At 64.8% G+C, this 16,840-nt stretch carries 18 protein-coding genes; 16 read left to right on the top strand and 2 right to left on the bottom strand.

All coding sequences use genetic code 11. The annotated features are described in order from the left end of the window. The first annotated feature begins 163 nt into the window (after positions 1 to 163). The 6 genes from E6G92_10035 (at position 164) to E6G92_10010 (ending at position 4,691) form a co-directional block, all read left to right on the top strand. A complete protein-coding gene (locus tag E6G92_10035) occupies positions 164 to 928 on the top strand; it encodes an RHS repeat-associated core domain-containing protein (protein TMJ20070.1) in 765 nt (254 codons plus the stop codon). Positions 929 to 1,015: 87 nt separating this feature from the next. Further along, entirely contained in the window at positions 1,016 to 1,558 is a 543-nt protein-coding gene (locus E6G92_10030; GenBank protein ID TMJ20069.1) for a hypothetical protein, read from the top strand. Between the two features lie 197 nt (positions 1,559 to 1,755). Continuing rightward, positions 1,756 to 2,688, top strand: a complete 933-nt coding sequence (locus E6G92_10025) for a cation transporter (GenBank protein ID TMJ20068.1) — start codon at positions 1,756 to 1,758, stop codon at positions 2,686 to 2,688. After that, positions 2,685 to 2,942, top strand: coding sequence for a hypothetical protein (locus E6G92_10020; protein ID TMJ20067.1), 258 nt, complete (start codon positions 2,685 to 2,687; stop codon positions 2,940 to 2,942). The genes E6G92_10025 and E6G92_10020 overlap by 4 nt, the downstream gene beginning before the upstream one ends. A 39-nt stretch (positions 2,943 to 2,981) precedes the next feature. After that, positions 2,982 to 3,917: an aminotransferase class IV gene (locus E6G92_10015; protein TMJ20066.1), complete on the top strand. Its 936-nt coding sequence runs from the start codon at positions 2,982 to 2,984 to the stop codon at positions 3,915 to 3,917. A 33-nt stretch (positions 3,918 to 3,950) separates the two neighbouring features. Next, positions 3,951 to 4,691: a sulfotransferase gene (locus E6G92_10010; GenBank protein TMJ20065.1), complete on the top strand. Its 741-nt coding sequence runs from the start codon at positions 3,951 to 3,953 to the stop codon at positions 4,689 to 4,691. 18 nt (positions 4,692 to 4,709) lie between these two features. Here E6G92_10010 and E6G92_10005 read toward each other — a convergent pair whose 3' ends face one another. After that, the gene (locus E6G92_10005; protein TMJ20064.1) at positions 4,710 to 5,786 is read right to left on the bottom strand and encodes a hypothetical protein; all 1,077 of its coding nucleotides are present in this window, start codon (positions 5,784 to 5,786) and stop codon (positions 4,710 to 4,712) included. Here E6G92_10005 and E6G92_10000 point away from each other — a divergent pair. Beyond that, a complete protein-coding gene (locus E6G92_10000) occupies positions 5,785 to 6,546 on the top strand; it encodes a MerR family transcriptional regulator (GenBank protein TMJ20063.1) in 762 nt (253 codons plus the stop codon). The two genes, E6G92_10005 and E6G92_10000, sit on opposite strands and share 2 nt — an antisense overlap. Positions 6,547 to 7,038: 492 nt before the next feature. On the opposite strand, the gene E6G92_09995 is transcribed toward E6G92_10000, so the two are convergent. Beyond that, complete coding sequence (locus E6G92_09995; protein TMJ20062.1) at positions 7,039 to 9,123, bottom strand: hypothetical protein; 2,085 nt, start codon at positions 9,121 to 9,123, stop codon at positions 7,039 to 7,041. Positions 9,124 to 9,297: 174 nt separating this feature from the next. Here E6G92_09995 and E6G92_09990 point away from each other — a divergent pair, with 174 nt between their 5' ends. The 9 genes from E6G92_09990 (at position 9,298) to E6G92_09950 (ending at position 16,835) form a co-directional block, all read left to right on the top strand. Further along, on the top strand, positions 9,298 to 9,567 hold the full coding sequence (locus E6G92_09990; protein ID TMJ20061.1) for a hypothetical protein: 270 nt from the start codon (positions 9,298 to 9,300) through the stop codon (positions 9,565 to 9,567). A 379-nt stretch (positions 9,568 to 9,946) separates the two neighbouring features. Beyond that, positions 9,947 to 10,318, top strand: coding sequence for a 30S ribosomal protein S12 (rpsL, locus tag E6G92_09985; GenBank protein ID TMJ20060.1), 372 nt, complete (start codon positions 9,947 to 9,949; stop codon positions 10,316 to 10,318). A 94-nt stretch (positions 10,319 to 10,412) separates the two neighbouring features. Continuing rightward, entirely contained in the window at positions 10,413 to 10,883 is a 471-nt protein-coding gene (rpsG, locus tag E6G92_09980; protein TMJ20059.1) for a 30S ribosomal protein S7, read from the top strand. 42 nt (positions 10,884 to 10,925) lie between these two features. Then, positions 10,926 to 13,001 carry an elongation factor G gene (gene fusA / locus E6G92_09975; protein TMJ20058.1) on the top strand — a complete coding sequence of 692 codons (2,076 nt, stop codon included), beginning with the start codon at positions 10,926 to 10,928 and terminating at the stop codon, positions 12,999 to 13,001. A gap of 82 nt (positions 13,002 to 13,083) precedes the next feature. Next, a complete protein-coding gene (gene tuf, locus E6G92_09970) occupies positions 13,084 to 14,274 on the top strand; it encodes an elongation factor Tu (GenBank protein ID TMJ20057.1) in 1,191 nt (396 codons plus the stop codon). A 141-nt stretch (positions 14,275 to 14,415) separates the two neighbouring features. Continuing rightward, positions 14,416 to 14,727 carry a 30S ribosomal protein S10 gene (rpsJ, locus tag E6G92_09965; protein ID TMJ20056.1) on the top strand — a complete coding sequence of 104 codons (312 nt, stop codon included), beginning with the start codon at positions 14,416 to 14,418 and terminating at the stop codon, positions 14,725 to 14,727. Positions 14,728 to 14,981: 254 nt separating this feature from the next. After that, positions 14,982 to 15,884, top strand: coding sequence for a 50S ribosomal protein L3 (locus E6G92_09960; GenBank protein ID TMJ20055.1), 903 nt, complete (start codon positions 14,982 to 14,984; stop codon positions 15,882 to 15,884). 2 nt (positions 15,885 to 15,886) lie between these two features. Then, positions 15,887 to 16,516 carry a 50S ribosomal protein L4 gene (gene rplD, locus E6G92_09955; protein TMJ20054.1) on the top strand — a complete coding sequence of 210 codons (630 nt, stop codon included), beginning with the start codon at positions 15,887 to 15,889 and terminating at the stop codon, positions 16,514 to 16,516. Next, on the top strand, positions 16,509 to 16,835 hold the full coding sequence (locus E6G92_09950) for a 50S ribosomal protein L23 (protein TMJ20053.1): 327 nt from the start codon (positions 16,509 to 16,511) through the stop codon (positions 16,833 to 16,835). Before rplD ends, E6G92_09950 begins: the two co-directional genes overlap by 8 nt. Positions 16,836 to 16,840: the final 5 nt, after the last annotated feature.

Below are 16,840 nucleotides of genomic sequence, written 5' to 3'. Positions count from 1 at the left end.
ACGACGGCGACGCCCTGGTCGGCGAATATGACGCTTCGGGCAACCAGCTCGCCCGCTACGTGCACCGCGCGGACGGCGGCGCCGACGATCCGCTGGTCTGTACGGCGGGAGCAGCGTCGCCCAGTCCAACGCGCGCTACCTGCGCCGCGACCACCAGGGCACGATCGTCACGGTCACCGACGCGAGCGGCAACCCGCTCGCGATCAACGCCTATGACGAATGGGGCATCCCCGGCGCGAACAACCAGGGCCGGTTCCAATATACCGGCCAGGCGTGGATGGGCGAGCTTGGCATGTATTATTACAAGGCCCGCATCTACTCGCCGACGCTGGGGCGGTTCCTGCAGGTCGATCCGGTGGGGTATCAGGATCAGATGAACCTGTACGGCTATGTGGGCAATGATCCGGTGAACGGCCTCGATCCGACTGGCCTATGCCGTGATCGCATCGATGGAGAGTGCATCGTTCGCAATCGCGCTGGTGAAAGCGGAAATGAGGCGACTCAGATGCTTCAGGATTCGGTCAGGGTTATCGACCACAAAATTCAGGGACTGGACCCAAATGAGGCTATCCCCGTCCGAGATGCAGAAGGCAATGCCCAAGGGACTGTTAGTGGGGCAAATATACAGAGGGAATGGGCACGAACAAGCTGGGCCGTGATCTCGGATCCCGCGCCCGGCCAGCCTGGACCTGGCCCCAGCGGCGAGGGCGGAAAGACGTCATCGATGGGCAATATCTCAATAACCGTCAGCAGAGTCATGCAGGCCGGCCAGTCGGGTATGAGTAGCAACCTGCATTCTGCGGCGGCCGGAGTAACCACGTTGGCTTTGCACGAGGTTTCGCACAACACCTCCATGGGGCGTCAATTGTTCAATCAGTATTCAACACGAACAAATCGACTGGGGCAGTACGGGCTACGATATTCGTGAGAGAGGAACAAGCCGAATCGGCCAAGCAATTGCTCGTAGTCTTCAGCTTCCTTTTGTATGCAGCGTTTTTTATAACGGATGTTAAACATGGGTTTCAGAGCCATTATCGCGCCATTTATATTCTTTGCCTGCAATTGTGCGTCGACGGTTGCTAAAGTGCCTCATCTGGGCGATGCGTCAGTTGCGGTATTCGTAAATGAACGCGGGAGCATTGAGATAAACTTGACCGACCTGACCATTACGATCGCGTCTCAAGTGCGACCGTTGGAAGATTGTTCGACGTCTATCGTGTATTGCTTCAAGAACGAGGAATTGGGATTCCATATCGCAGTTCCGCGCCTGTGTCGCACTCCCCACAATGTCGAGGGCCTCATGGCCGGAGGACACCGTTTTTATGAGATTTCGATGGTAGAGCACGGGGATCCCCGGCAAGGCCGCTATGTCAGCACCTTGGGTGACGCTTTCGCTTTCAGCTATTTCCTCGATCGGGGTATCTTCGAGATACGGTACGACCCGGCCGGTCAATGGCAGTTTGGACCGAGATCAAACGGGACTTCCATGCCTTCCAGCGAGGTAGAGCGCTACACCTATCAGATGCCGGCAAATCAGGCATTTCTCCGCTGCAGATGACAGGCGCTGAATTAATTTTCCTAATTACGGTTAAATTACGGTGACAGTTTACTAAATGCACTAACGCGCCCGTGATCGAGCTCTCGACGATTCCGGCGACGATTCCGGGGACACGATATCCAATCACCTGACTGGGCTTAGATGCACGGCACGACCGCTCTCGGAACAAAACCCCCCGCAACCAGCTAATCCCCCGCATGAGCGCCGAGGCCCATAACAACCGCACCCTGCTGATCGCCTTCGCCGCGAACCTCGGCATCGCGGTGTCGAAGTTCGTCGCGGCGGGCCTGACCGGCTCGTCGGCGATGCTCACCGAGGGGATCCACTCGGTGGTCGATTCGCTGAACCAGATCCTGCTGATCTGGGGGCGGCGGCAGTCGCGCAAGGCGCCGGACGAGAACCATCCCTTCGGCTACGGGCGCGAGCTCTATTTCTGGAGCTTCGTCGTCGCCGTCCTGGTGTTCGCGCTCGGCGCGGGCGTTTCGATCTATGAGGGCGTGATCCACATCCTCGAGCCGGAGCATGCGGTGTCGCCGCTGGTGGCCTATGGCGTTTTGCTCGTCGCCTTCCTGCTCGAAGGCGGATCGACTCTGGCGGCGTTCAAGGAATTCCGGGCCGCCAAGGGGCCGCTCGGCTGGATCCAGGCGGTGCGGCAATCGAAGGACCCGCCGGCCTTCATCGTCCTCTTGGAGAACGGCGCGGCGATGGCCGGAATCCTCGTCGCCGCTGCGGGCGTGGCGCTTGCCCAGGCGAGCGGCGATCCTTTCTGGGACGGCGCCGCTTCGGTCGTCATCGGCCTCATCCTCGGCCTCACGGCGTTCGTCCTGGCGGTCGAATCCAAGGCCCTGCTGATCGGCGAGGCGGCCGATCCCGAGCTGATCCGCTCGATCCGCGCCTCGGCCGAGCGCCAGCCGGGCGTGGTCGGCGTCGGCCACATCCTCACCGTCCACAGCGCGCCCGACCAGGTGACGGTGGCGATGAGCGCAGACTTCGACGATTCGATCAGCGCCGGCGACGTCGAGCGGATCGTCGCCGCGATCGAGGCCGAGGTCGAGACCCACTGGCCGCACATCAAGCGGCTCTACATCCGGCCCCAGCAGGGCGCGGGCAACGAGAAGCCGTTCGCGTGAACCTCGACGACCAGCTGCGCCAATATTTCGGCACGGCGGACCTCGAAAAGGTGCCGCCTGCCGCGTTCGAGGCGGGGATCGAGCGGATGGGCGTCGACCTCGGCCTCGCCCGCGACCCCGCCCGCCGCTTCGCCCTGTGGGCGCTGATGCACATGATCGATGTCGCGCCCGACGTGGACGTGGCGTTCAAGTCGGCGGACGAGCGCGCGGCGGCGCGGCGCTTCATCGAGGTGGCCGGCGACGCGGAGGCCTGAGGCCTTGCCAAGCGCGAGGGCGCGCTGCACCCTCCGTTCATGGCCCAGCCGATCCACGACAGCGCCTCCGATCCGCGCAACGCGCAGATCCTGATCAGCGTCAACGGCGTGCTGAAGCCGCGGGCCGAAGCGATGGTCTCGGTGTTCGATTCGGGCTTCGTGCTCGGCGACGGGGTGTGGGAGGGGCTTCGGGTCCACAAGGGGCGGATCGCCTTCCTCGATGCGCATCTCGACCGGCTCTACGAGGGCGCCAAGGCGATCGCGCTGGACATCGGGCTCAGCCGCGAGGCGCTGACGAAGCGGCTCTTCGAGACGCTGGCCGCCAACGGGATGGACGGCGATGGAGTCCATATCCGGCTGATGGTCACCCGCGGGCTTCGCTCGACGCCGTACCAAGACCCGCGCGTGGTCGTCTCGGGCGCGACGATCGTCGTCGTCGCCGAATATAAGGAAGCCGCTCCGGAGACGGCGGAGCGCGGGATCACCCTGTTCACCGTCCACGTCCGCCGCGGCTTTCCCGACGTTCAGGATCCCAAGCTCAATTCGCATTCCAAGCTCAACTGCATCACCGCCTGCATCCAGGCGATCGAGGCGGGCGCGGACGAGGCGCTGATGCTCGATCCGCACGGCTTCGTCGCGACCTGCAACTCGACCCATTTCTTCATCGTGCGCAAAGGCGAGGTGTGGACCTCGACCGGCGATTATTGCCTCGGCGGGATCACCCGGGCCAACGTCATCCGCCTTTGCCGAGACAACGGGATTCCGGTGTTCGAAAAAAACTTCTCCCTGACGGACGCCTATGGCGCCGAGGAGGCGTTCGTCACCGGCACCTTCGCCGGGGTCGTGCCGGTGCGGACGATCGACGGGCGGCACATCTCGGGCGGGCGCGGGCCGATGGTCGAGCGGCTCCAGCGCCTCTACCGCGCTCTCATCGAGGCGGAGGTGGCGGGGGGGATAGATGGGGACAGTTACTAGTAACTGTCCCCATCTATCCTGGCCGTGCCGGTCATGACCGTGCGCATCGCCATGTGGTCCGGGCCGCGCAACCTTTCGACGGCGATGATGCGAAGCTTCGGCAACCGCGCCGACACGTTCGTCTCCGACGAGCCCTATTACGGCGCCTTCCTCAAGGCCAGCGGCGCGCCGCATCCGATGGCGGCCGAGGTGATCGCCGCGATGGACTGCGACTGGGCGAGCGTCGCGCGCTCCTTAGCGGGGCCCGTGCCGGACGGCCGCCGGGTCTGGTACCAGAAGCATATGTGGCACCACATGGTCGGTCCCGTGGGTTATGAGGATTTCGCGGCCGGCTTCACCCACGCCTTCCTCATCCGCGCGCCGGAGCTGATGATCGCCTCCTACCTGCGCAAGCGCGAGGCGGCGCGGTTCGAGGATTTCGGCCTCGCCCGCCAGGCGGAGTTCTTCGAGCGCGAGGCGGACCGGCTGGGGAAGCCGCCGCCGGTGGTGGACGCCAACGACGTGCTGGCCGACCCGCAAGGCACGCTCACCGCCCTCTGCGCCGCGCTCGGCATCCCATGGGACTCGGCAATGCTCCGCTGGCCCGCCGGCCGCCGCGCCAGCGACGGCGTGTGGGCGCCGCACTGGTACCAGGCGGTCGAGGCTTCGACCGGCTTCGGCCCGCCCGAGCCCTTGCCGGTGCTGGAGAGCGAGGCGGCGCGGCTCGCCGACCGCTGCCGACCCTATTACGAGCGGCTGGTGCGTCACCGTCTTGAGCCGGCCGCCCTCGATTGAGAGGCCCAAATGGGCCGCTTACCGGCTTGGTTGGAACGGTGATGGGCTCGGTCCCTCAAGCCAGGACAAATAGCGCTCCTCGTCGGCCTCGGCGATCGGTTGCGCGCGCAATATCGGGGCATCGGAAAGGTCGAGAAGCCAGGGTTGCTCTCCGCCCAGGCTGGCGGATCGGTCCTGCTTCGCTTCGCCCGTGACGCGGACCAGGATCATCATGCCCTCGCTCCGAAACCGCTCGCCCAGATCCCCGAGCCGGCGCAGGCCGGGGGTCCGGCCCCCGCGCCATGTCACCCCTATGCCGTAGCCGCAGCGCGGATCACCGACGCTGCTGCCATGCTGGCTGGCCAGAAAATAGCCTTCGATCATGAGCGTTCGGCCGGCATAGTCCGAGCGGTGCTCCGCGAGTTGGCAAAGGGTCGGTTGGTCGGGCAGCCCGGCTGGCCCCGGCAACGGACCGCGCACGAAGACCAGATAGGCGGAGACCAAAACCAAAGGCGCAACGATCCCGACCAGACCGGCCCACGGTAGCCGCCTCCTGCGTCGGTCGAGCTCGCGCCGGACGAGGATCCGTTCACGAGACCCTTCGCCATATCGCTCTCCATGGGCTTTCAGCTCGTCCTGCGTCAGCTTGCGCGCGAAAGCCTCCGGGTCGGGAAGCGGCAGAAAGCGACGATCGGGGCCGCCGGGCCAGCGAAGGGCGCCGGCATCGACGGTCTCGCCGCCCATGCAGCGAACGAAGGCCGCCCGAATCTCCGCTTTGGCCCGCTGCCACATCGCCGAATCCTCCCGGGCGTCGTTTCCCGATGCGCGGAAGACCCATTCCACGAACTGATCGGCGGTGACCTGGCCGCTCTTGGGAATGAAGCGCCTCACGTCCGATGCGTTGCCGCCGCTATCGATGGACTGGCCGAGGCACCACTGCTCGCACACCAACCGCATCAGGGGTTCGAAACCGGTCTTGGGCATCATTGGCGGAGCATGACATTGCGGGCGGCGGCGGACAATGCCGGCGGCACGCTCGAACATGATCGCGCTTGTCAGGCTCGCCAATTTCCCGCTTGAAGTTGACGCAACGTCAAGTGCTACGACGCGCGTCATGGACGATGCGATCGACATCAGGCAGGTGGTGCGGCTGACCGGGCTGACCTCGCGCGCATTGCGCTTCTACGAGGCGCGGGGGCTGGTCGCGCCGCTCCGCACCAACAGCGGCCAGCGGCTCTACGGCGCCGCTTCGCTGGAGCGGATCAACCAGATCGTCGCCCTGAAGCGGGCCGGGCTGACGCTGGCCCAGATCGAGCGCCTGACCGCGCGCGGCCCGCTGGACCTCGCCCGCCTCATCGACGCCCAGCTCGAAGCGCTCGAGGCGCGCCGCGCGGAGATCGCCGAGGCCAGGGCGCTGCTCGTTTCCGTCAAGTCACGCATCGGCCGCGGCGAGCCCGTCGATGTCGCGACCTTCTGCTCGCTGATACGCCAAGGAGAATCGATCATGGAGCCCGAAAACTGGAAGGCGGTCACCGACCGCTACTTCACGCCCGAGGAGAAAGCGCGCTGGTCCGAGCGGATGAGCGCCGTGCCCGGCGACTTCGACCAGGAAGCCTATAGCCGCCAATGGGCCGAGCTTTCGGCGCGAATCGAGGCGGCGCTTCCACTCGATCCGGCGAGCGACGAGGCGCAGGCGCTGCTCGGCGAATGGCAGGCGTTGCTCGCCCCGTTCACGTCGGTGGCCACGCCGGAGATGATGGCCGGAGCGACCAAGCTCTACGACCGCATGGACGAATGGAAGGGCGAGCAGAAGCCGCCTTTCTCGACGGACGTGTGGCGCTTCATCCAGGAGGCGGGGAAGGCGCGGGCCGGTTGAACGAGGGGCGGGGCAGCCTCAAGCGGGCCGTCCCGCCCTTGCCCCGGCGCGCCCACGTCCCAACTTTGCGGCCGGAGGGGAAAGCGAATGGCGGACGACCGCAAGCGCCGCCGCCATCCCCGCCGATCCCGGCCCCAGGCCCGTTTGCCTCGAAAGCAGAACCGAAGCCCCGCTCGATTAGCAATCCTCCCCTCGCGCAGATGGACCCCTATTGCCCGCAGCAGCGCCGACGGGCGGGCGGGGCAGGCTGCACGCCCCCAGCGCTCAGCCGCGGTCCGGGAGGCCCCGGGGTCGGCTTTCGTCGGATCAGATAGAAGACGCCGTGAACAAGGACGAGGACGCCGAACATGACTGTCCCCGCCAGTCCCGCCATGGCGAGCGGGAACAGGGGGATTGTCGTACCCAGCCCATAGACGAGCAGGCCGAGCACGAACCAAGTGGCGCACAGGCCGAAGCAGATCGGACAGGTTCCGACCCTGTCGAAGCCCGGCCTCATAGCTTCAGGCAGTCCTTGAAGAAGTTCGCCGTATATACCGCCATCACCGCGAGCACGACCGTGTAAAGGCTGATATCGATCGTGATGCCGAAGATCACGAAACTGAACAGGGAGAACAGACAACCCGAGGTCGCGCCGATGCCACTCGAGTTGATGTTGATGCCGAGCAACAGGCCGACGAAGACCAGCACGGTCACGTCGATCCAGAGCACGATCTCGCCCCTGAAGCGGCAGTCCGACACGCAGCATTTCTTCTTCCATGCCCTGAGCAGGAGATAGGCGAGAATGACGAGCAGTGCACCGATCAGCACGCTCACCCACTGATAAGCGCATTTGGCCCAGATGGCATAGAGCAGCCCCGCACCGGACAGCACGCGCCATCCGAGCCGCAAGAGCCAGCCGCACGCGCATTTGGTGCAAAAGATGAGGTAGAGGCTTAACATCGCCAGCCCGGCGATCCCGAAGACGTAGAAGGAGTATTGGACGAACACCGGTATGATGAAGGGCAGGCAGGCGACTGTGCATCCCGGCGGCGTGCTGCTGCCGAGGTAGAAGAGCAGGAACAGCACCGCCATCGTCAGCGTCCATGACATGGCGGTGAAGAGGTTCTTGCACCAGCGCGCCCGCGTCTTCTTGCAGCAGGACGGAATTTCCGCCTCGCCATAGCTGCCCGCGCATTCGGACGGCGCCAGGACGTTGAGCGTGGCGGTGGTGCCCTGCTTCGCGTGCTGGCCGGTGTAGGTGTTGGATTCCTTGTAGCTGTAGGATCCTCCGCCCATGGGGATGGTGACCTGCTGGCCCGTGTTGCCGTCGCCGAAATCCATCCGGAAGGTGATCGGCTTGGCCGGGCAGGGCGCGGGCTTGGGCGTGACGCTGATCTCGAATTCGACCGTGCGCTCGGGCCCGTCCACGCAGTCCCGGATGCACGGCGTGATCGTCACGTCGGGACAGCAATCGGGGCATTTCACCTTGATGTTGACGGGCATCTTTCCGCACCCGGGTGGCGAGAGGATGTTGAGCATCGCGACATGCGGGCCGCCGGCGTAGGGCAACGTCTCCTGGAAGGTTCCGGCGCCGGTGTGGAGCTGCCCCAGATGGCCGCCGCCGAAATCATATTGGACCTCGGGGACCGGGCAGTTCGGATCGGCGGCGGGCGTGACGGTGGTGGTGATCGTGACGTCCGCGATCCCGGAGGCGTCGCACGGGCCATAGCTCACCGCGGTGCTGATCTTCGGGCAGCAGGGCGGGGGCGGGCATTGCGCGTGAATTGCGAGCTCCTCGGACTCGCACCCCGGCGGCGTGATCACCTTGACTTCGGCGGTATGATTGCCGGGCGCATAGAGGTGCGGCGGTTCGGTGAAGGTGCCGTTCCCGCTCAGCGTGTGCACCGCGCCCTGGCCGCCATTGCCATAGATCACCACCACATCGGCGGGCGCGCATCCGTCGGGAACGACATAATCGACCTTGAGCGTCGCGGGCACCAGGCCGTCACTGTCGCACGCGCCAAGGGTCACGCTCGGCTCGAGGATCGGGCAGCAGTCAGGGTCGGGGCAGATCACCTCAAAATTGAAGGGCGTCGCCACGCAACCCTGGGGGCTGTCGACGAGGACATAGACGGTGTGCTGGCCGGCGGCGTAGGTCCGGTGTTCGATGAAGGCCCCGCCGGGCGCGGCGAAGGTCTGGAAGCCGCCGAGCGGACCGCTGTCGTTGAAATCCATCCGTACCCGAACGGGCTGACAGACCGCCGCAAGGCTGACCGTCGTGGTCAGGATGACAGTGGCCCTGCCGTCGCTGTCGCAGTCCCCATATTCAGCGCTGGTCGTGATTGCGGGGCAGCAATTCTGCTTGTTGCACGGCGCGGTGATAGGCAGGCTGACGAACATGCACCTGGGTTCGTCGATCACGAAGTGGGCGATATGCGTTCCCGGCGTGTAATTGTGCGCCGGGAATGTGAAGGAGCTCGTCCCAACGAACGTGTGGGGCACACTTTGCGCGCCGTTGCCGTAGACGATCCTCCCGACCACGACGCAATCCGAAAAGGCACCGGCCGCCAGGTTGATCGTGAAGGTCGTCGGCACCATGAAGTTCGGGTCGCACGGGCCATAGCTGACGCTCCACGCGACCTGCGGGCAGCAAGGGTCGTTGCATTGAATCGGAAGCGAACGCTGGTCTTGGCACCCGCATGACGGGCAGGACGCGACGACGTCCACGGTCTCATTGCAGCAACAGCCCATTTCCATGGAAATCTGCCATTCGTGATTGATCAGATAACCCGAAACGACATTGCTGCCGGTCAGCACGCCGTTCTTGTTTACGGTGCAGGTGCTGTGGCAGTTCGCCCCGTTGCAAGGGCAACTGACCGTTACCCCGACTTCGCCACACGGGGAGACTTCATCGAAGGAAAGTGTTCCGAAAACCGTGACGATCATCCGGCACTCATGGGGCGAAACACTCTGATCAACGCCGCCGACCGCCAGGATAGCCATGCTGCAATTGGCCATGGCCCTCTCCGTTTGTTGCTTTGACGTAACGAATGTAACTAGAATTGTGCGGACGCGATAGTTCAATCACCTGGGGATGACTTTCAAACAATCGCCGGGGATCAGTGCGCCGATTCCCCGATTTAAGGCGCGGGATGGGCACGTCGATGCGAGCAAGAGTCGGCGAACCTGGCCCTCGGGGTATTCACAAACGCGCCCTGTTGACCCATATCCCCCTCGCGGTTATAGGCCGCCGCGCCCCGAGGCTGGTGGTGGCTGACAAGCCAGACGCTGCCTGACAGGGCGTTTATTGAGCTGAACACTGCTGCATGTGGAAGCAAGGGCCTGGGGGGCCGTTAGAAGCCCGCCACGGCAATCTTGCGCATTTTGCATTGCAGTAGAGTAACTTAGGTGAAGGGTTCCAATGCCGACGATCAACCAGCTGATCCGCAAGGGTCGCGACCCGCAGAAGGCCAAGTCCAAGGTCCCTGCGATGGAGCAGAACCCGCAAAAGCGCGGAGTCTGCACCCGAGTCTATACGACGACCCCGAAGAAGCCGAACTCGGCTCTGCGCAAGGTGGCCAAGGTCCGCCTGACCAACCAGCGCGAGGTGATCAGCTACATTCCCGGCGAGGGCCACAACCTCCAGGAGCACAGCGTCGTGCTGATCCGCGGCGGCCGTGTGCGCGACCTTCCGGGCGTTCGCTATCACGTGCTTCGCGGCGTGCTCGACACCCAGGGTGTGAAGGACCGCCGCCAGAGCCGTTCGAAATACGGCGCCAAGCGCCCCAAATAAGCAAGCGAGTAAGCCCCGGGCAGGGCTCCCATCAAAATGGCATTTTGATGGGTTCCGCAGGTCCCGGACCAGGCTGAAGAGAAAGGAACGTTCAATGTCCCGTCGCCGCCGCCCAGAGAAGCGCGAGATTCTCCCCGATCCGAAGTTCGGTGATCTCGTCCTGTCGAAGTTCATGAACAACATCATGCTCGACGGCAAGAAATCCACCGCCGAAGGAATCGTCTACGGCGCGTTCGAGACGATCGAGCAGCGCGCCAAGAAGGACCCGCTCGGGATCTTCCACGACGCTCTGAACAACGTCAAGCCGGGCATCGAGGTCCGCAGCCGCCGAGTCGGCGGCGCGACCTACCAGGTCCCGGTCGAGGTGCGCACCGAGCGCGCCCAGGCCCTCGCCATCCGCTGGCTCATCTCCGCCGCCCGCGCGCGCTCGGAGAAGACCATGGCCGGCCGCCTCTCGGGCGAGCTGATGGACGCCGCCTCGAACCGCGGCAACGCGGTGAAGAAGCGCGAGGACACGCACCGGATGGCCGAGGCCAACCGCGCCTTCTCGCACTACCGCTGGTAACAATTTAAAGCCGGGCCGGACGCTCGGCCCTGGAGACAAGTCATGGCCCGCAGCCATCCGCTCGACAAATATCGCAACATCGGCATCATGGCCCACATCGATGCCGGCAAGACGACGACGACCGAGCGAATCCTCTATTATACCGGCAAGTCCTACAAGATCGGCGAGGTCCATGAGGGCACGGCGACGATGGACTGGATGGAGCAGGAGCAGGAGCGCGGGATCACGATCACGTCCGCGGCCACCACCTGTTTCTGGAACGACCACCGCGTCAACATCATCGACACGCCGGGCCACGTCGACTTCACCATCGAGGTCGAGCGCTCGCTTCGCGTCCTCGACGGCGCGGTCGCCTGCTTCGACGGAGTCGCCGGCGTCGAGCCGCAGTCCGAGACGGTGTGGCGCCAGGCCGACAAATACAAAGTGCCGCGGATGTGCTTCGTCAACAAGCTCGACCGCACCGGCGCGAACTTCGACATGTGCGTGGGCATGATCAAGGATCGGCTCGGCGCCCGCCCCGCCGTCCTCTATCTACCGATCGGCCTCGAGGGCGACTTCAAGGGCCTCGTCGACCTGGTCGAGAACCGCGCCATCATCTGGCTCGAGGAGAGCCTCGGCGCGAAGTTCGAATATCAGGACATCCCGGCCGACCTCGCCGACGCCGCCGCGGCAGCCCGGATGGAGCTGATCGAGATGGCCGTCGAGCAGGACGACGACGTGATGGAGGCCTATCTCGGCGGCGACGAGCCCGACGTGGCGACGCTCAAGGGCCTGATCCGCAAGGGCACCCTCAATTTCTCGTTCGTTCCGGTGCTGTGCGGCTCCGCGTTCAAGAACAAGGGCGTCCAGCCTTTGCTCGACGCGGTGGTCGACTATCTCCCGAGCCCGCTCGACGTGCCCGCCATCAAGGGCGTCGGCCTCGACGGCGAGACCGAGGATTCGCGCCCGGCCGACGACAATGCGCCGTTCGCCGCGCTGGCGTTCAAGATCATGAACGATCCCTTCGTCGGCACGCTGACCTTCGCCCGGATCTATTCGGGCAAGCTCGAGACCGCGTCGCAGGTCATGAACTCGGTCAAGGACAAGAAGGAAAAGGTCGGCCGCATGCTGCTGATGCACGCCAACGACCGCGAGGACATCCAGGTGGCCTATGCCGGCGACATCGTCGCCCTGGCGGGCCTCAAGGACACGACCACGGGCGACACGCTCTGCGCATCGAACGCGCCGATCATCCTCGAGCGGATGGAATTCCCGGATCCGGTGATCGAGCTCAGCGTCGAGCCGAAGACCAAGGCCGACCAGGAGAAGATGGGCATCGCGCTCAATCGCCTGTCGCGCGAGGATCCTTCGTTCCGAGTGACCTCGGACGTCGAGAGCGGCCAGACGATCATCAAGGGGATGGGCGAGCTCCACCTCGAGATCCTCGTCGACCGCATGAAGCGCGAGTTCAAGGTCGAGGCCAATGTCGGCGCCCCGCAGGTCGCCTATCGCGAATATCTCAAGAAGCCGGTCGAGCTCACCTACACCCACAAGAAGCAGTCGGGGGGCTCCGGCCAGTTCGCCGAGGTGAAGGTCAAGCTGAACCCGGGCGAGCGCGGCTCCGGCTTCGTCTTCATCGACTCGGTCAAGGGCGGCAACGTGCCGAAGGAATATATTCCGTCGGTCGAGAAGGGCATGCGCGAGACCGCCGAAACGGGATCCCTGATCGGCTTCCCGATCATCGATTTCTCGGTCGAGCTGGTCGACGGCAAGTACCACGACGTCGATTCGTCCGCTCTGGCGTTCGAGATCTGCGCCCGCGGCGCGATGCGCGAAGGCGCGCAGAAGGCCGGCATCACTTTGCTCGAGCCGATCATGAAGGTTGAGATCGTGACCCCGGAGGACTATCTGGGCGACGTGATCGGCGACCTGAACAGCCGGCGCGGCCAGATCCAGGGAACGGACAGCCGCGGCAACGCGCAGGTGGTCGAGGCGATCGTGCCGCTTGCGAACATGTTCGGCTACGTGAACGAGCTTCGCTCGTTCACCCAGGGAAGAGCGCAATATACGATGCAATTTTCCCACTACGACGAAGTGCCAGCCAACGTGGCCGAAGAGGTCAAGGCAAAGCTGGCATAAGCCGGAAATTGCAGTTATGGGCGCGTCCGCACCGGGCGGCAGCGTCTCGGAAAATCTCGTTTGATAAGAAGGTAGGAAGAAAATGGCGAAAGCTAAGTTCGAGCGCAACAAGCCGCACGTGAACATCGGCACCATCGGTCACGTCGACCATGGCAAGACGTCTCTGACGGCCGCGATCACCAAGGTGCTCGCCGAGACCGGCGGCGCGACCTATGTCGACTATGCCAATATCGACAAGGCCCCCGAGGAGCGCGAGCGCGGAATCACCATCTCGACCGCTCACGTCGAGTATGAGACCGAAGCGCGCCACTATGCGCACGTCGATTGCCCGGGCCACGCCGATTATGTGAAGAACATGATCACCGGCGCCGCCCAGATGGACGGAGCGATCCTGGTCGTGTCGGCCGCCGACGGCCCGATGCCGCAGACCAAGGAGCACATCCTGCTCGCCAAGCAGGTCGGCGTTCCGACCATGGTCGTCTTCCTCAACAAGGTCGACCAGGTCGACGATCCCGAGCTGCTCGAGCTGGTCGAGCTGGAGATCCGCGAGGAGCTTTCCAAGCGCGACTTCGACGGCGACAACATTCCGATCATCGCCGGCTCGGCGCTCGCCGCCCTCGAGGACACCAACGAAGAGACCGGCCGCCAGGCGATCCTGAAGCTGATGGCCGCCGTCGACGAGTGGATCCCGATGCCGCAGCGTCCGCTGGATCGGCCGTTCCTGATGCCGATCGAGGACGTGTTCTCGATCTCGGGCCGCGGCACGGTCGTCACCGGCCGCGTCGAGACCGGAATCGTCAAGGTCGGCGAGGAAGTCGAGATCGTCGGCATCAAGGACACACGCAAGACCACGGTCACGGGCGTCGAGATGTTCCGCAAGCTGCTCGATCAGGGCCAGGCGGGCGACAATATCGGCGCACTGATCCGCGGCGTCGGCCGTGAGGAAGTCGAGCGCGGCCAGGTTCTGGCCAAGCCGGGTTCGATCACCCCGCACACCGATTTCTCGGCCGAGGTTTACGTCCTCTCGAAGGACGAGGGCGGCCGTCACACGCCGTTCTTCGCCAACTACCGTCCGCAATTCTACTTCCGCACGACCGACGTGACGGGCGAAGTGGTCCTGCCGGAAGGCACCGAGATGGTCATGCCCGGCGACAACGTCACGCTCGGCGTGAAGCTGATCGCCCCGATCGCCATGGACATGGGCCTGCGCTTCGCGATCCGCGAAGGCGGCCGGACCGTCGGCGCAGGGGTTGTCGGAACGATCACGAAGTAATATAGGGCCGCAGCCGCCCGGCTCTTTGGAGATTCGGGCGGCTTCGGTTTTAGACAGTTTTTGGCCGATCCGGGGCCCCAAGCCCCGGTGAAACCGTGTTGCCCCGCAAGGGGCTGGCTCTTTCGCATCGGTAAGACGGACATGGAAACGCAGAATATCCGCATTCGCCTGAAGGCGTTCGATCATCGTGTGCTCGATCAGGCCACGGGCGACATTGCAGACACGGCACGCCGCACAGGCGCGCTCATTCGCGGTCCCATTCCGCTGCCGACGCGGATCGAGAAGTTCACCGTGAACCGGAGCCCTCACGTCGACAAGAAGTCGCGCGAGCAGTTCGAGGTTCGCACCTACAAGAGGCTGCTCGATATCGTGCAGCCCACGCCGCAGACGGTCGATGCGCTGATGAAGCTCGATCTCGCCGCCGGCGTCGACGTCGAGATCAAGCTGGCCTAAGGCGCCAGCGTCCCTGCGAAAGCAGGGACCCAGTTCTTGGCTCCTGTTTTCGCAGGAGCACGGGGACACGGGAGATACCGCGGGAGCATGCTCCCGGTCTGCGTCCCCGCCGTTCCGCTCTCGCGGAACTCAAGCCCAGGCGGGGCACGCATGGATTTTGGGCTAACGGGGTCCCAGCGAAGCAAATGCTTCGATGGGTGCCCTACACGCCCCCGGCAATGGTGCCGCGGGGCCTCTGTATGAGGAGTTTGGTCATGCGCACCGGCGTGATCGCTAAGAAAGTCGGGATGACCCGCTTGTTCCAGGACGACGGGCGCCACGTGCCCGTCACCGTCCTGGCGCTCGAGAATCTTCAGGTCGTCGCCCGCCGCGAGGAAAGCCGCGACGGCTATACCGCCGTCCAGCTGGGCGCCGGCACGGCCAAGGCGAAGAACCTCAGCAAGCCGCAGCGCGGCCATTTCGGCAAGGCCGAGGTGGAGCCGAAGGCGCGGGTCGTCGAGTTCCGGGTCGCCGAGGATGCCCTCCTCGACGTCGGCTCGGAGATTTCGGCCAACCATTTCGTTCCCGGCCAATTGGTCGACATCCAGGGCGTGACCCAGGGCAAGGGCTTCGCCGGAGCGATGAAGCGCTGGGGCTTCGCCGGCCTTCGCGCCACCCACGGCGTTTCCGTCTCGCACCGTTCGCACGGCTCAACCGGAAACCGCCAGGATCCGGGCCGCGTCTTCAAGAACAAGAAGATGGCCGGCCACATGGGCGCCCGCAACCGCACCCAGCAGAATTTGGAAGTCGTCCTGACCGACATTCCGCGCGGCCTGATCTTCGTCAAGGGCTCGGTGCCCGGATCGAAGGGCGGCTGGCTGATCGTCAAGGACGCCGTGAAGGTCGCCCGTCACGCCGACGCGCCCTACCCCGCGGGCCTCAAGGAGCTGCTGAAGAAGGCGGACCTCGAGGAGCAGCCGATGGCGGGCCTGGTCGACGAGGCCGCGGTCCACGAGATTCCGGCGTTGCCGAGCGACGAGGAAGTCGCCGCCATCGCCGCCGAGCAGGAAGCTGGCGCCGCCGCTGCCGATGCAGCTGCCGCCGAAGAGACTCCCGCTGCCGATCAGGCCGCCCCCGAGGGTGACGCCGGCGCGGCCGACGAGAGCAAGGAAGGCTAATCATGAAGGTCAAGGTTCAGACCCTCGACGGCGGCAAGGCCGGCAGCGACATCGATCTCGACGAGGCCGTGTTCGGCGTCGAGCCGCGCGCCGACATCCTTCACCGCGTCGTCACCTGGCAGCTCGAAAAGCGCCGCGCCACCGCGCGCGGCGCCCGCGAGCGCTCGGATGTCGCCCGCACCGGCAAGAAATACGGCCGTCAGAAGGGCGGCGGCACCGCCCGTCACGGCGATCGCCGCGCCCCGATCTTCGTCGGCGGCGGCAAGGCGCACGGCCCCCGGGTCCGCGATTTCGATCCGTCGCTGAACAAGAAGGTCCGCGCTCTGGGCCTCAGGATGGCGCTTTCGGCCAAGGCCAAGGACGGCAATCTGATCGTTCTCGAGAGCCTCGACCTCAAGGAAGCCAAGACGGCGGCCCTGAAGGCGCAGCTCGGCAAGCTCGGCTTCGGCAAGTCGGCGCTGGTGATCGACGGCGACGCGCTCAACGTCGGCTTCGCCCACGCCTCGTCGAACCTCTCCGAGATCGATCTGCTCCCGGCGGTCGGCGCCAACGTCTACGACATTCTCAATCACGAGACCCTGGTGCTGACCCGCGCCGCGGTCGAGAAGCTGGAGGGCCGCTTCAATGGCTAAGGCTGCGAAGAAGGCGGCCCCGGCGAAGGTCGACGTCAATCATTACGACGTCATCCTCGCCCCGCACATCACCGAGAAGTCGACCCTGCTTTCCGAGCACAACGCCGTTGTGTTCAAAGTCGCGGGCTCGGCCTCCAAGCCGCAGATCAAGGCGGCCGTCGAGGCGCTGTTCAACGTCAGCGTGATCGGCGTCAACACGATGAACGCCAAGGGCAAGACCAAGCGCTGGAAGGGTCGCCCCTACACGCGCTCGGACGTCAAGAAGGCGGTCGTGACTCTGGCCGACGGCCAGTCGATCGACGTCACCACCGGTATCTGAGGCTA

It is taken from the genome of Alphaproteobacteria bacterium (assembly GCA_005883305.1).
Taxonomy (GTDB): domain Bacteria; phylum Pseudomonadota; class Alphaproteobacteria; order Sphingomonadales; family Sphingomonadaceae; genus Allosphingosinicella.
The sequence above is the reverse complement of the archived record's forward strand: the minus strand, read 5'-3'. Positions and strand labels throughout refer to the sequence as shown.